This window comes from Streptomyces sp. NPDC020996, from assembly GCF_040641355.1.
GTDB lineage: Bacteria > Actinomycetota > Actinomycetes > Streptomycetales > Streptomycetaceae > Streptomyces.
In genome coordinates, this window is sequence record NZ_JBFADM010000063.1 from 20,484 (window position 1) to 33,766 (window position 13,283).

A 13,283-nucleotide genomic window follows, 5' to 3' on the forward strand; every position below is an offset into this window, starting at 1 on the left:
GCGGGGCGTCGCTCAGCCGCGGCGTCAGGGGCGGTCGAGGAAGACCAGGGCGTCGCCGACGGCCCGCTCGGCCGTCCCGCTCGGCCGGTTGACCAGCTGTCCGCGGACCGACATCGCCGTGGAGCCGCCGCCGTCGAGGTTGACCGCGTCCCGCAATCCCAGCGCCCGGGCGACGGCGGCGGTCTCGTCCATCGTGGTGCCGACGCTGGTGGTCATGCGGCCGTCGATGGTGGCGAGCACGATCCTGCCGTCCTTCGTCGTGCCGGCGATCGTGCGGGGGTTGCGGTCGAAGAAGCTGCCGGTGCCCGCCGGGACGACGACGCGGCCGTCCCGGGTGAGGCGGTAGCGGCCGTTGACGCCGGACAGGCCGGACCGCAGGGGCAGTTCCTCGCCCTCCTCGTCGGTCAGCAGGGACGTGGTCCGCAGGCATCCGCCGTCCGCCGCCCGCAGCAGGGCCGCCGCGTCCCGGCCGGTGGCCTGCAGCGAGGTCTGCCCGGACATCAGCTCCGTGCCCCGCTGCGCCGACGTGCGCACCACACAGCCGCGCCGGTCGAGGACCACCTCCACGCCCGCTCCGGACGGGGTGGCGGCGGCGAACTCGGGGGTGAACTCGACGACATCGCCGGGGACGGCGCACCGCGTCGGGTCGCCGAGACCGGCGCAGGCCACCGGCACCACCGGCGGGTGGTTCACGTACTCCAGCGGCAGCACGGCGCCGGTACTCCGGTTGCGCACGCTGCCGGTCCAGCCCAGGTGGCCCATGAGGACCCTGCCGCTGCGGGCGTCCACGACGAAGTCCGCCTCGGCCGGGTCGCCGGCCGGCTCGCTGAGGAGACGTCCGCCGTACAGCCCGAGCCCCACCGGGTCGCCGGGGTACTGGCGGTTCGCCGTGAACGTGAAGAAGGAGGCGTTGACCCCGGCGAGGGCGCCGGAAGAGCTCACCAGGTCGGTCGTCTTCTCGACGCCGGCCAGGTCCGGCCCGTAGGTGGCCTCCAGGTGCCCGCGGGTGCGGTGCGGGTCCACGGTGAGGACGTTCACCCGCCACGGGCCGCGCGTGGTGGTGTTGATCCGGTCCGCCGGGGCAGGCTCGGTGCCCCGGACGATCCGGGTGAGCGTGACGCCGTCGGCCAGGGTCTCGGTGGAGCGGGTCTCCACCAGGTCGGCGTCGCCGAGCGGCAGCGCCGCCTCACCGCCCGGGACGCCGGTGGCCGTGGCGTGCGCGGCCGGGGCGAGCACGAGGGTCAGCAGGGCGGCGGCCGTGACGGCGGCCGCGCGCAGGAGTACGTGTCCGGAGCCTTTTCCTCCGGAGCCTTTTCCGCGCAAGGAGTCGGCAGTCATGCCCGTCAGCGTGGCCGCCCGGTGCGAACCCTCGCCACGGCGCCTTTCGAGCCACCGGCGACGGGTGCGGGAACACCCGGGAGCCTGGTCCGCGGCGCGCAACCCTGTCGCAACGTCGGGTGTGCTGCGCTGGGTTCATGTATGAGGAGATCCCCCGCGTCGAGTTGACGCCCGCGGCCGCCGACCTGGTGCGGCGGCTGCGCGCGGTGCACGGTCCGCTGATGTTCCACCAGTCCGGCGGCTGTTGCGACGGCAGCGCGCCGATGTGCTACCCGGAGGGCGAGTTCCGCACCGGCGGCTCGGACGTGCTGCTGGCGGAACTCCAGGTCGACGGCGTGGCGGAGCCGGTGACGTTCTGGATGTCGCGCAGTCAGTACGAGGTGTGGAGCCACACCCGGCTGATCGTGGACGTCGTCGAGGGACGGGGCAGCGGATTCTCGCTGGAAGCACCCGAGGGGGTGCGTTTTCTCACCCGTTCACGCGTTGTCGACGCCTGACCGCCCCCGCGAGCCGTCGCCGTCTGCTGCACTTCACCGGAAGTGCTGGACAGACGACGAGACCTCAGGGGGCAAGGGTGACGTTACGTCAGAGGCATTGGGCGGCATACGGATCCGGCAGAGCGGTACTGGCGTTCCTGACGGCGCTCGGCGCGCTGGCCGGGGCCGCCCTCACGGGGGCGCCGCAGGCCGGCGCAGCGCAGCGCGCCACGGTTCTCGCGCCGGGTGTCACGTACGAGGAGGTGGACCTCCAGGGCGCCAAGGGCACCGCCCGCGCCCATGTGCTGACCGTGGACCTGAGCGACGAGCACGTGCGGGTCGGCCTGTTGTATCCGCGGGCGGTGGCCGCGCGGGCCGCGGTGTCCGCGCTGGCGGACGCCCAGGGCGCCGTCGCGGGTGTCAACGGGGACTTCTTCGACATCTCCGAGTCCCAGCATCCGGGCGTCGAGGCGACGGGCGCGACCGTCGGGCCGGCGGTCGCGGACGGGCGGGCGCTGAAGGCCGCGGTGCCGGCCGGGCAGCGCTTCGGCCCGGCGCTGCCGCCGGGGACCACCACGCGGGACGTGTTCGGCGTGGACGCCGACCGCCGGGCCCGCCTCGACCGCCTGTCGCTGGATGGTTCGGTCCGTACTCCGGAGGGGAGTGTGCCGCTCGGCGGGCTCAACCAGTACGCGCTGCCGGTGGGGTCGATCGGGGCCTTCACCTCCGACTGGGGCAGCGCCTCCCGGGTGCGCGCCACGTGCGGCACGGACACCGACCGGGCGGCGCCGTGCAGCACGGACACCTACGAGGTGACGATCCGTCACGGGCGCGTGGTGGAACGGTCCGACACCCCGGGCGGGGGCGCCATCGCCGCCGGGACCACGGTGCTCGTCGGCCGGGAGGCGGGCGCGCAGCGGCTGCGGAAGTTCTCCGAGGGCGAGCCGGTGACGGTGTCGCACCGGCTGGTGGCGGCCGCCGCGGGCACGCCCTACCGTTTCGCGATCGGCGGCTATCCGGTCCTGAAGGACGGACGGCTTCTGCCGGGACTCGACGACGCGGCCTCGGCCGTGCGCACCGCCGTCGGCGCCGCGGACGGCGGACGCCGTCTGCTGCTGTTGGCGCTGGACGGCTCCCCGGAGTACCGCACCGGCCTGACGATCGCCGAAGTGGCGCGTGCGATGCGGGCGTTGGGATCGCTGGACGCCTTCAGCCTCGACGGCGGCGGGTCAACGACCCTGGTCACCCGCGGGCCGGGCGCGGACTCCGCGACGGTCCGCAACCATCCGTCGGGGGGCGCGGAGCGCCCGGTCCCGAACGGCATCGGGGTGTTCAGCACGCCGTGAACGTCACGGCCGAAGGCTGCCGACGATGTCCGCCGTCGCGGTGAAGCCGCTGTGGATGGTGGGCGCGATGCTGGAGCTCGCCAGGTAGAAGCCGAGCAGCCCGCACACCAGGGCGTGCGAGAACTTCAGTCCGCCGCTGCGCACGAAGATCACCGCCAGGATCAGGAGCAGCAGCACCACAGAGATGGAAATCACCATCGTCAACCTCCTCCGCCACGCCCGTTTCGCGGCGTTCGGCCGCAAGTGTGGCGCAGCGGAGGGGCGCTTCGGGCGGCTGACCTGTCCCCCGAACGTGTGGTTACGCGGCTTCGTGGGCGTCCAGGAACGCCTCCAGGCCGGCCAGGTCGTCCGTGTTGAGGTAGTCGACGCCGGCGGCGAGCAGTTCCGCCCACAGCGCGTCGCGGGCCGGTCCCGCCGCGTCCGGCGTGGCCCAGAACCGCACCTGCCGGCCGCGCGCGTGGGCCTGCTGGACGATGCCCCGCAGCCTGGCCCGCTCGGCGTCCGGGAAGGCGCCCACGCCGAGCCAGCTGAAGTTCAGGGTCCAGTTGTCGCTGATCAACGGGATGAAGGAGGCGGGCGCGGAGCTGCCGAGGTCGGTGAGCCGGCCGTCGTAGAAGGCGTGGCGCACGGTCTGCGCCGCCATGGGGACGCGGGCCGCGCGGTCGCCGGAGACGACGGCCGTGACCGGTCCGGGCCGGACCCGGCCATGGGCGCAGGCGGTGAACAGGTGCGGGTAGCGCCGGAGGTGGCGGTCGAGTTCGAGGTAGGTCGACGAGCCCTCGGTCTTGATGTCGATGAGCAGTTGCAGCGGCTTGTGGTGACCCCGGTGGACGGAACCGTGGTTGGCCCTGACCCGGGCGGCCAGCGGGTCGAGGTAGAGGGATTCGAGAGTGCGGGCGGGGTCGAGGTCGACCGGGTCGTGGGCGACGAGGAGTTGGTCGCCGACCAGGTAGATGTCGGCCTCGACGCTGCCGAAGCGGTGGTCGAGGGCGTCGAGGAGGGGGCGCGGGTGTTCGTAGTCGTTGTGGGCGTGGGCGCGCCACAACGGGCGCGGTCCGCGCCCGCGTTCGCCGGCGAGTGCGTCTGCCGCGGGCAGGGCGACGGTGCCCGCGAGGGCGGCGCCGAAGGTGGTGAGGGCTCTGCGACGGGTGGTGAGGGCCATCTCTGCCTCCCTTTGAGGGCCGGGGGAACCTCAAGGAGTATGAGCTGCCCGAGCCCGCAAAGGGCCTGCCGCGCAGAGGAGTTGGCCGGAGTGCCGCCGTGTGTTCACCGCCGCCCCGGTGTCCGGGCTCGCGAACGAGCCCGCCCTGGTCCGGGCGGGCTCGTTCCGTGTGATCTCAGGGGGCCTGGAGGTCGACCAGTCCGGCGAGCGAGGCGCGGTGGGCGCCCGCCGTGCCGTAGGCGATCGAGTCGGCCTTGGCCCGCTTGAGGTACAGGTGGACCGGGTGCTCCCAGGTCATGCCGATGCCGCCGTGCAACTGCAGCGCCTCCTCGGCGGCGTGGACGGCGACGGGCGCCGCGTACGCCTGGGCGACGGCGACCGCGATGTCGGCGTCCTCGCCGACGGTGAGCGCGTCGGCCGCGTTGCGGGCGGCGGCGCGGAGGCCGACGACCTCCAGCCACAGCTGGGCGAGCCGGTGCTTGAGCGCCTGGAAGCCGCCGACCGGCCGGTTGAACTGCTTGCGCTCCTTCAGGTAGCGCACCGTCTCGGTCAGCGTCCACTCGGCGAGGCCGAGTTGCTCGGAGGCGAGCAGCCCGGCGCCGGCGCGCAGGGCACGCCGCACGGCGGGTTCGGCGTCTCCCAGCCGGCGGCCCGGGGCTCCGTCGAGGGCGACGGTGGCGAGCGGCCGGGTGAGGTCGAAGGACACCTGCGGGGTGACCGTGGCGTGCGAGGCGGCGACCGCGTACAGCCCGCCGTCGTCCGCGGGCACCAGCAGCACGTCGGCGCCGGCCGCGTCGGCGATGCCCGTCAGCTCCCCGTGCAGCGCGCCGTCGTCGACGCGTACGGCCGGGAAGGCCGCGCCCGGCGCGGTGTGCAGGCCGACGGCGAGCGCGCCGACGGTCGTGGCGGACGCCAACTCGCTGAGCAGGTCGTCGGCCCCGCAGGCCAGCACGGCCTCGGTGGCGACGACCGCGCTCGTCAGATACGGCACCGGCGCGACCGCCCGCCCCAGTTCCTCCAGCACGACGGCGGCTTCCCGATAGGTGGCGCCCTGCCCGTCCAGTTCCTCGGGCACCAGCAGACCGGCGAGGCCCATGCCGTCGGTGAGCGCCTTCCACAGCCGGATGTCGTGCGGGGCGTCCGACTCGGTGCGTGCGATGACGCCCGCCGCGTCGCAGTGGTCCGCGAGCAGGGCGCGGACGGCGGCGCGCAGCGCCTCTTCCTCCTCCGAGTACAGCAGGTCGGTCATCGGGCCAGGTCCTTCCAGGCGACGTCCTTGTCGGTGCGCGGCTCGGCGGGCAGGCCCAGAACGCGCTCGGCGACGATGTTCAGCAGGACCTCGCTGGTCCCGCCCTCGATGCTGTTGCCCTTCGACCGCAGGTAGCGGTATCCGGCGTCGCGGCCGGTGAAGTCCACCAGCTCCGGCCGGCGCATGGTCCAGTCGTCGTACAACAGGCCCTCTTCGCCGAGGAGTTCGACCTCCAGGCCGCTGATCTCCTGGTTGAGGCGGGCGAACGCGAGCTTCATGCCGGCGCCTTCGGGGCCGGGCTGGCCGACGGTGAGCTGCTGGCGCAGGCGTTCGCCGGTGAGCCGGACGACCTCGGCCTCCACCCAGAGCTTCAGCAGCCGCTGGTGCAGGTCGTGGGTGCGCAGCTCCGGGCGTTCCCGCCAGGTCTTCGACACCGGGCCGATCATGCCGCCCTCGCGGGGCAGCCGCATGCCGCCGATGGCGACGCGTTCGTTGTTCAGCGTGGTCTGCGCGACCCGCCAGCCGTCGCCGACCTCGCCGAGCCGGCGCGAGTCGGGGATGCGCACGCCGGTGAGGAAGACCTCGTTGAACTCGGCCTCGCCGGTGATCTGGCGCAGCGGGCGGACCTCGACGCCGGGGTCGGTCATGTCGCAGACGAAGTAGGTGATGCCCTGGTGCTTGGGCACGTCCGGGTCGGTGCGGGCGATGAGGATGGCCCAGCGGGCGAGGTGGGCGCTGGAGGTCCACACCTTCTGCCCGTCGACCACCCAGGTGTCGCCCTCACGGACGGCGCGGGTGCCCAGCGCGGCCAGGTCGGACCCGGCGCCGGGCTCGCTGAAGAGCTGGCACCAGACCTCCTCGCCGGTCCACAGGGGCCGCAGATAGCGCCGCTTCTGCTCCTCGGTGCCGTACTTCAGAACGGTCGGCGCGGCCATCCCGAGGCCGATGCCGATGCGGCGGGGGTCGTTGTCGGGGGCGCCGGCGGCCTCCAGCTCGGCGTCCACGACGGCCTGGAGGGAGCGTGGCGCGCCGAGACCCCCGAGGCCCGCGGGGTAGTGCACCCAGGCGAGACCGGCGTCGAAGCGGGCCCGCAGGAAGTCCAGGCGGCCGGTGGTCGCGGGCGGGTTGGCGGCCAGCAGGTCGCGGGTACGGCGGCGCAGTTCCTCGACGTCGGTCATGCCGTCTCCTCCAGGGTCACGACGACGCGGCCGGTGGTCAGGCCGTCCGCCACCTTCTGCACGGCGCCCGCCGCCCCGCCCAGCGGCACGCGCTCGCTGACCAGCGGCTTGATGGCGCCCCGGGCGGCCAGTTCGGTGAGCTCCTCGTGGCAGTGCCGGACCAGCTTCGGGTTCTTGGTGTTGTACAGGCCCCAGTGCAGGCCGAGAATCGAGTAGTTCTTCACCAGGGCGTGGTTGAGCGCCGGGCTGGGGATGGTGCCGCTGGCGAAGCCGACGACCACGATCCGCCCCTCGAAGGCGACGACCTTCGCGGACTGCGCGTACGCCGCGCCGCCGACGGGGTCGTAGATCACGTCGGCGCCCCGCCCGCCGGTGGCCTCCTTGACCGCGGCGACGACGTCCTCGGCGCGCCGGTCGACGACGAGGTCGCAGCCCAGCTCGCGGGCGACGGCGGCCTTCTCGGCGCCGCCGACGACGCCGATGACCCGGGCGCCCGCCGCCTTCCCGAGCTGGACGGCCGCGCTGCCGACGCCTCCGGCGGCGGCGTGCACCAGCAGCGTCTCGCCGGCCTGGAGACCGGCCCGGCGGTGCAGCCCGAACCAGCCCGTCTGGTAGCCGATGTGCAGGGCGGCGGCCTCGGCGTCGTCCAGGGAGCCGGGCGCGGGCAGGAGGGCGGCGGCGTCCGCGACGGCGTACTCGGCGAGGCCGCCGTACGGCAGCGCCGGGTTGGCGATCACGCGGCGCCCGTCCTCGGTCTCGCCGCAGATCTCCACGCCCGGCGTGAAGGGCAGCGGCGGGCGGACCTGGTACTGGCCCCGGCACAGCAGGGCGTCCGGGAAGTTGATGTTCGCGGCGCGCACCTTCAGCAGGACCTGGCCGTCGCCCGGCGTGGGCGTCCGCACCTCCTCGAGCCGCATCACCTCGCTCGGCTCGCCGTTCTCGTGCACTTGCCATGCCTGCATGCCGTGCCTCCACGGGACTGCGTCGTCGGACCGGGGCCGGCCCCGGCGTGGACCGGGACCGACCGCATACTAAGCGGTCGCTTGCCCATCAGGGAACAGCCCTCCCGCAACCGGCACCGCGTCACTGCCGCCCGGGCCACGCCCGGCACCACATCACGACCGCCCGGGCCGCACCCGGCACCGCATCACGACCGCTTGAGCCGCGCCCGGACGTGCATCCGCTCGCCCTGCGGCCCGAACAGGCTCAGGAACTCCACCGGCCCCTCCCCGGTCGACCCGAACCAGTGCGGCGTCCGCGTGTCGAACTCGGCCGCCTCGCCCGCCGTCAGCACGACGTCGTGCTCGCCCAGCACCAGCCGCAGCCGGCCGGACAGCACGTACAGCCACTCGTAGCCCTCGTGGCTGCGCGGCTCGGGCGCCTCCTTCCGCCGCGGTTCGAGCACCTTGTACGCCCGGAGGCCGCCGGGCCTGCTGGTCAGCGGCCAGTGGGTGCGCCCGCCCCGCACGACCGGCTTCGACCGCACCCGCGGATCGCCGGCCGGCGGGGCGCCGACCAGCTCGTCCAGGGGCACCTGGTGGGCCCGCGCGAGCGGCAGCAGCAGCTCCAGGCTGGGCTTGCGCAGCCCGGACTCCAGCCGCGACAGCGTGCTCACCGAGATGCCGGTCGCCGCCGACAGCGCGGCGAGTGTCGCGCCCCGCTCCTTGCGGAGCCGCCTCAGCCGCGGGCCGACCTCCGCGAGGACCTCGTCCGTGTCGTCACTCATGCGGTCATTGCAGTTTCGGCAAACAGGTTTGTCAATGCGGCAGCGCCCGGGCCACCTTCTGCGTGGAGGTGGTCATCGATGACCCAGAGCACGACCCGGAAGCCCCAGCAGGCGGAAAAGGCGGAGAAGTACGACGTGGTGGTCGTCGGAGGCGGCGCGGCCGGGCTGTCCGCCGCCCTGGTCCTCGGCCGGGCCCGCCGCAGCACCCTGGTCGTGGACGCGGGCGAGCCGCGCAACGCGCCGGCCGCCCACATGCAGGGCTATCTGTCCCGGGACGGCATGTCCCCGGCCGAGTTCCTGGCCGTCGGCCGCGAGGAGATCGCACGCTACGGCGTCGAGCTGGTCCGGGACCGGGCGGTCGATGTCGCGCCGGGCTTCACCGTGTCGCTGGAGAGCGGCCGTACCGTGCGCGCCCGCCGCCTGATCGTCGCCACGGGCCTCGCGGACGAGCTGCCGGGCGTTCCCGGCGTCACCGAGCGTTTCGGCCGGGACGTGCTGCACTGCCCGTACTGCCACGGCTGGGAGGTCCGCGACCGGGCCTTCGGCGTCCTGGCGACGACGCCGGCGAGCGTGCACCAGGCGCTGATGGTCACCCAGTGGTCGAAGGACGTGACCTTCTTCCCGCACACGGTCACCGAGTCGGACCTGTCGGACGACGACCTGCGCCGGCTCGCCGCGGCCGGTGTGCGGACGGTGCCCGGCGAGGTCGCCGGGCTGGTGGCCGACGACGACCGGCTCACCGGCGTGCGGCTGGCGGACGGCACCACGCACAGCCTGGAGGTCCTGTTCACCGCGCCCCGCGCCGTCCCGCGCACGGACCTGCTGCGGCGGCTGGGCGCCGAGCTGCACGAGACGCCGTTCGGCGCCTATCCGGTGGTCGACGAGACGGGCCTGACGACCGTGCCCGGCGTGTGGGCGGCCGGCAACGTGCGGGGCTTCGCCGAGCAGGTCGTGAACGCGGCGGCCGGCGGCTACCGCGCGGCCGCCACGCTCAACGGGGAGCTGCTGATGAGCGACCTCGACAGCGCGGTGCGGGCATAGGCGCAGGTGTAGCGGGGCCGCCCGCGGTGCACCATGACTGCATGCTGCTAGCCCGGCTGGCCCACGTGTCCCGGGAGGTCGCCGCCACCTCGGCGCGGTCCCGGAAGCAAGCCCTGCTCGCCGAGCTGTTCCGGGAGGCCGGGGCGGACGACGTGCCGGTGGTCATCCCCTACCTGGCGGGACGGCTGCCGCAGGGGCGGCTCGGCATCGGCTGGAAGGTGCTGAGCCGGCCCGTCCCCCCGGCCGCCGAGCCGTCCCTGACGGTGCGCGAGGTCGACGCCCGACTGACCGGGCTGGGCAAGGTGTCGGGCGCCGGCGCCCAGGCCGAACGGGTCCGGCTGGTCGGGGAGTTGATGGGCGCGGCCACGGCGGACGAGCAGCGGTTCCTGATCGGCCTGATCACCGGCGAGGTACGGCAGGGCGCCCTGGACGCCGTCGCGGTCGAAGGGCTGGCGCAGGCCACCGGGGCGCCGCCCGCGGACGTGCGCCGGGCGGTGATGCTGGCGGGCTCGCTGCAGGCGGTGGCGCAGGCCCTGCTCGGGGAGGGGCCGGCGGCGCTGGAGCGGTTCCGGCTCACCGTCGGCCGGCCGGTCCTGCCGATGCTGGCGCACAGCGCCTCGTCGGTGGCCGAGGCGGTCGGCAAGCTCGGCGCCGCGGCGGTGGAGGAGAAGCTGGACGGCATCCGGGTGCAGGTGCACCGCGACGGCGACGCCGTGCGGATCTACACCCGCACCCTCGACGACATCACCGCCCGGCTGCCCGAGGTGGCCGGTGCGGCGCTGCGGCTGAGGGGCGAGCGCTTCGTCCTGGACGGCGAGGTCATCGCCTTCGACGAGGCCGGCCGGCCGCGCCCCTTCCAGGAGATCGCCGGCCGCGTCGGCTCCAGCCTGGACGTGGCCACGGCCGCGGAGACGGTCCCGGTCAGTCCCGTCTTCTTCGACCTGCTGTCGGTGGCGGACCGCGACCTGCTCGACCTGCCGTTCACCGAGCGGCACGCGGAGCTGGCGCGGCTGGTGCCCGCGCCGATGCGGGTGCGCCGCACCGTGGTCTCCGGCCCCGGTGACACCGCCGAGGCGGAGCGGTTCCTCGCCGACACGCTGGCGCGCGGCCACGAGGGTGTGGTGGTCAAGGCCCTCGACGCCGCCTACAGCGCGGGCCGGCGCGGCGCGTCCTGGCTGAAGGTCAAGCCCGTGCACACGCTCGACCTGGTGGTCCTGGCCGCCGAATGGGGCCACGGCCGCCGCACGGGCAAGCTGTCCAACCTGCACCTGGGCGCCCGCGACGCCGACGGCTCCTTCGCCATGCTCGGCAAGACCTTCAAGGGCATGACCGACGCGATGCTCGCCTGGCAGACCGAGCGCCTGCGGGAACTGGCCGTCGAGGACAAGGGGTGGGGGGTGACCGTACGCCCCGAACTCGTCGTCGAGATCGCCTACGACGGCCTGCAGCGGTCCACGCGCTACCCGGCCGGCGTCACGCTCCGCTTCGCCCGCGTGCTGCGCTACCGCGAGGACAAGCGCCCCGAGGAGGCCGACACCGTCGAGACCCTGCTCGCCGCACATCCGCGGGTGCGCCCGTGACGGCCCGGCACAGCGCGGGCCTGCTGCTGTACCGGCGCACCGGCGAGGGCCTGGAGGTGCTGCTCGGTCACATGGGCGGCCCGTTCTTCGCCCGGCGCGACGCCGGCGCCTGGACCGTGCCGAAGGGCGAGTACGAGCCCGGCGAGGAGAGCGCGCGGGAGGCCGCCCGCCGCGAGTTCCAAGAGGAGCTGGGACTGCCGCCGCCCGACGGGGAGGCCGTCCCGCTCGGCGAGGTCCGGCAGTCCGGCGGCAAGGTCGTCACGGCCTGGGCGGTCGAGGCCGACCTCGATCCGGCCACGGTCGTCCCGGGCACGTTCCGCATGGAGTGGCCGCCGCGATCGGGCCGCCTGGAGGAGTTCCCGGAACTGGACCGCGTGGCCTGGTTCGCCCTGGAGCGGGCCCGCGAGGTGATCGTCAGGGCGCAGACGGCGTTTCTCGACCGCCTGGCTGAGCACTCGGCCTGACGGTCCCACGCGTTGCGCCGCCCCGCGCCGCGCGGGAAGGTCGAAGCAGGTCCGCTCAGGAGGAGGTCGGTCATGCCCATCGCGACGGTGAACCCGGCGAACGGCGAGACGGTCAAGACGTACGAGGCCATGGACGAGGAGGAGGTCGAGCGGCGGCTCCAGCTCGCCGAGGCCACCTTCCGCACCTACCGCACGACCGGCTTCGCCGACCGCGCACGCCTGATGAACCGGGCCGCCGAACTGCTGGACCAGGACCAGCGGGACATCGCACGGGTGATGACCACCGAGATGGGCAAGCCGGTCGGGCAGGCCCGCGCCGAGGCCGCCAAGTGCGCCAGGGCGATGCGCTGGTACGCCGAGCGTGCCGAGGCGCTGCTCGCCGACGAGGAGCCGGACGAGTCCGACGTGCACGACTCCGGCGCCACCCGCGCCCGGGTGCGCTACCGGCCGCTGGGCCCCGTCCTCGCGGTGATGCCGTGGAACTTCCCGCTGTGGCAGGTGGTGCGGTTCGCCGCGCCCGCGCTGATGGCCGGCAACGTGGGCCTGCTCAAGCACGCCTCGAACGTCCCGCAGACCGCGCTGTACCTGGAGGACCTCTTCCACCGGGCCGGCTTCGAGGTGGGCTGCTTCCAGACCCTGCTGATCGGCTCCGCGCAGGTCGACGACGTGCTGCGGGACGAGCGCGTCAAGGCGGCCACGCTGACCGGCAGCGAGCCCGCGGGCCGTGCGGTCGCCTCCACCGCCGGGGAGATGATCAAGAAGACGGTGCTGGAACTGGGCGGCAGCGACCCGTTCGTGGTGATGCCGTCCGCCGACGTCGACCGGGCCGCGCGGGTCGCGGTGACCGCGCGGGTGCAGAACAACGGGCAGTCCTGCATCGCCGCCAAGCGGTTCATCGTGCACACCGACGTCTACGACGCCTTCGCCGAGCGGTTCGTCGCGGGGATGGCGGCGCTGAAGGTCGGCGACCCGATGGACGAGGACACCGAGATCGGGCCGTTGGCCAGCGAGCAGGGGCGCACCGACCTGGAGGAACTGGTCGACGACGCCAGGCGCGGCGGGGCGAGCGTGCTGTGCGGCGGTGAACGGCCGGACCGGCCCGGCTGGTACTACCCGCCGACCGTGCTGGCCGGCGTCACCCGGGAGATGCGGATCCACCGGGAGGAGGCCTTCGGTCCGGTGGCCACGCTGTACCGGGCGGGCGACCTGGACGAGGCCTTGCTGATCGCCAACGACTCGCCGTTCGGGCTGAGTTCGAGTGTCTGGACGCGGGACGACGCCGAGGCCGACCGGTTCGCCCGGGACCTGGAGGCGGGCGGCGTGTTCTTCAACGGGATGACCGCCTCCCACCCGGCCTTCCCCTTCGGCGGGGTCAAGCGGTCCGGGTTCGGGCGTGAGCTGTCCGGGCACGGAATACGCGAGTTCTGCAACATCACCACGGTTTGGCACGGTGCGTGAGCGCCGCGCGGCTACCATCCCGTCTGTGAACCGCGAAGTGACCCTGCCTCTGATCGTCGACGACCGCGGTACCTTGCAGGTGGCCGCGGCCGACGTAAGCAAGTTGTTACGGACCGTGGGCGGGCGGTGGCTGCATCTGGTGGAGGCCGGGGAGGGCGGACTCGACGAGGACACGGTGGCCGCGCTGACGATCGAGCTCGCCAAGCTCGCCGACCGCATCGACGTGGCGTGCATCGCGCACAGCAGCGGCCGGACCGGGTGAGCG

General features: G+C 74.1%; 14 protein-coding genes. 7 read left to right on the forward strand and 7 right to left on the reverse strand.

Translation table 11 applies throughout. The features are described 5' to 3' along the window. Positions 1-24: 24 nt before the first annotated feature. A complete protein-coding gene (locus tag AB0G63_RS31800; protein WP_360757364.1) occupies positions 25-1,338 on the reverse strand; it encodes a phosphodiester glycosidase family protein in 1,314 nt (437 codons plus the stop codon). 137 nt (positions 1,339-1,475) lie between these two features. Between AB0G63_RS31800 and AB0G63_RS31805 the strand changes: the two genes are divergently transcribed. After that, positions 1,476-1,835: a DUF779 domain-containing protein gene (locus AB0G63_RS31805; protein ID WP_360757366.1), complete on the forward strand. Its 360-nt coding sequence runs from the start codon at positions 1,476-1,478 to the stop codon at positions 1,833-1,835. A 128-nt stretch (positions 1,836-1,963) separates the two neighbouring features. Beyond that, positions 1,964-3,160, forward strand: a complete 1,197-nt coding sequence (locus AB0G63_RS31810) for a phosphodiester glycosidase family protein (RefSeq protein WP_360757425.1) — start codon at positions 1,964-1,966, stop codon at positions 3,158-3,160. Between the two features lie 3 nt (positions 3,161-3,163). Here AB0G63_RS31810 and AB0G63_RS31815 read toward each other — a convergent pair whose 3' ends face one another. From AB0G63_RS31815 to AB0G63_RS31840, 6 genes are all read right to left on the reverse strand, one after another. Further along, positions 3,164-3,358: a hypothetical protein gene (locus tag AB0G63_RS31815; RefSeq protein ID WP_360757368.1), complete on the reverse strand. Its 195-nt coding sequence runs from the start codon at positions 3,356-3,358 to the stop codon at positions 3,164-3,166. A gap of 100 nt (positions 3,359-3,458) precedes the next feature. After that, positions 3,459-4,322, reverse strand: a complete 864-nt coding sequence (locus AB0G63_RS31820) for a phosphatidylinositol-specific phospholipase C/glycerophosphodiester phosphodiesterase family protein (protein WP_360757371.1) — start codon at positions 4,320-4,322, stop codon at positions 3,459-3,461. A 175-nt stretch (positions 4,323-4,497) separates the two neighbouring features. Next, positions 4,498-5,571: an acyl-CoA dehydrogenase family protein gene (locus AB0G63_RS31825; RefSeq protein ID WP_360757373.1), complete on the reverse strand. Its 1,074-nt coding sequence runs from the start codon at positions 5,569-5,571 to the stop codon at positions 4,498-4,500. Beyond that, entirely contained in the window at positions 5,568-6,749 is a 1,182-nt protein-coding gene (locus AB0G63_RS31830; protein ID WP_360757376.1) for an acyl-CoA dehydrogenase family protein, read from the reverse strand. The genes AB0G63_RS31825 and AB0G63_RS31830 overlap by 4 nt, the downstream gene beginning before the upstream one ends. Continuing rightward, positions 6,746-7,711, reverse strand: a complete 966-nt coding sequence (locus tag AB0G63_RS31835) for an NADPH:quinone oxidoreductase family protein (protein ID WP_360757378.1) — start codon at positions 7,709-7,711, stop codon at positions 6,746-6,748. The genes AB0G63_RS31830 and AB0G63_RS31835 overlap by 4 nt, the downstream gene beginning before the upstream one ends. Before the next feature lie 185 nt (positions 7,712-7,896). After that, entirely contained in the window at positions 7,897-8,475 is a 579-nt protein-coding gene (locus AB0G63_RS31840) for an XRE family transcriptional regulator (protein WP_360757381.1), read from the reverse strand. A gap of 78 nt (positions 8,476-8,553) precedes the next feature. On the opposite strand from AB0G63_RS31840, the gene AB0G63_RS31845 reads away from it, so the two are divergent. From AB0G63_RS31845 to AB0G63_RS31865, 5 genes are all read left to right on the forward strand, one after another. Then, positions 8,554-9,516 (forward strand): NAD(P)/FAD-dependent oxidoreductase, encoded by a 963-nt coding sequence (locus tag AB0G63_RS31845; RefSeq protein ID WP_360757384.1) that lies wholly within the window; start codon positions 8,554-8,556, stop codon positions 9,514-9,516. 41 nt (positions 9,517-9,557) lie between these two features. Then, a complete protein-coding gene (locus tag AB0G63_RS31850) occupies positions 9,558-11,096 on the forward strand; it encodes an ATP-dependent DNA ligase (RefSeq protein WP_360757387.1) in 1,539 nt (512 codons plus the stop codon). Next, a complete protein-coding gene (locus AB0G63_RS31855) occupies positions 11,093-11,560 on the forward strand; it encodes an NUDIX domain-containing protein (RefSeq protein WP_360757389.1) in 468 nt (155 codons plus the stop codon). Before AB0G63_RS31850 ends, AB0G63_RS31855 begins: the two co-directional genes overlap by 4 nt. Before the next feature lie 72 nt (positions 11,561-11,632). Continuing rightward, on the forward strand, positions 11,633-13,018 hold the full coding sequence (locus AB0G63_RS31860) for an NADP-dependent succinic semialdehyde dehydrogenase (RefSeq protein ID WP_360757391.1): 1,386 nt from the start codon (positions 11,633-11,635) through the stop codon (positions 13,016-13,018). 25 nt (positions 13,019-13,043) lie between these two features. After that, positions 13,044-13,280 (forward strand): DUF6213 family protein, encoded by a 237-nt coding sequence (locus tag AB0G63_RS31865; RefSeq protein WP_324784941.1) that lies wholly within the window; start codon positions 13,044-13,046, stop codon positions 13,278-13,280. Positions 13,281-13,283: the final 3 nt, after the last annotated feature.

What these genes read in the sequence shown, in the direction of transcription:
- AB0G63_RS31800 (WP_360757364.1), bottom strand. Translation starts at nt 1,338, where the DNA reads ATGACTGCCGACTCCTTGCGCGGAAAAGGCTCCGGAGGAAAAGGCTCC.
- AB0G63_RS31805 (WP_360757366.1), top strand. Translation starts at nt 1,476, where the DNA reads ATGTATGAGGAGATCCCCCGCGTCGAGTTGACGCCCGCGGCCGCCGAC.
- AB0G63_RS31815 (WP_360757368.1), bottom strand. Translation starts at nt 3,358, where the DNA reads ATGGTGATTTCCATCTCTGTGGTGCTGCTGCTCCTGATCCTGGCGGTG.
- AB0G63_RS31820 (WP_360757371.1), bottom strand. Translation starts at nt 4,322, where the DNA reads ATGGCCCTCACCACCCGTCGCAGAGCCCTCACCACCTTCGGCGCCGCC.
- AB0G63_RS31825 (WP_360757373.1), bottom strand. Translation starts at nt 5,571, where the DNA reads ATGACCGACCTGCTGTACTCGGAGGAGGAAGAGGCGCTGCGCGCCGCC.
- AB0G63_RS31830 (WP_360757376.1), bottom strand. Translation starts at nt 6,749, where the DNA reads ATGACCGACGTCGAGGAACTGCGCCGCCGTACCCGCGACCTGCTGGCC.
- AB0G63_RS31835 (WP_360757378.1), bottom strand. Translation starts at nt 7,711, where the DNA reads ATGCAGGCATGGCAAGTGCACGAGAACGGCGAGCCGAGCGAGGTGATG.
- AB0G63_RS31840 (WP_360757381.1), bottom strand. Translation starts at nt 8,475, where the DNA reads ATGAGTGACGACACGGACGAGGTCCTCGCGGAGGTCGGCCCGCGGCTG.
- AB0G63_RS31845 (WP_360757384.1), top strand. Translation starts at nt 8,554, where the DNA reads ATGACCCAGAGCACGACCCGGAAGCCCCAGCAGGCGGAAAAGGCGGAG.
- AB0G63_RS31850 (WP_360757387.1), top strand. Translation starts at nt 9,558, where the DNA reads ATGCTGCTAGCCCGGCTGGCCCACGTGTCCCGGGAGGTCGCCGCCACC.
- AB0G63_RS31860 (WP_360757391.1), top strand. Translation starts at nt 11,633, where the DNA reads ATGCCCATCGCGACGGTGAACCCGGCGAACGGCGAGACGGTCAAGACG.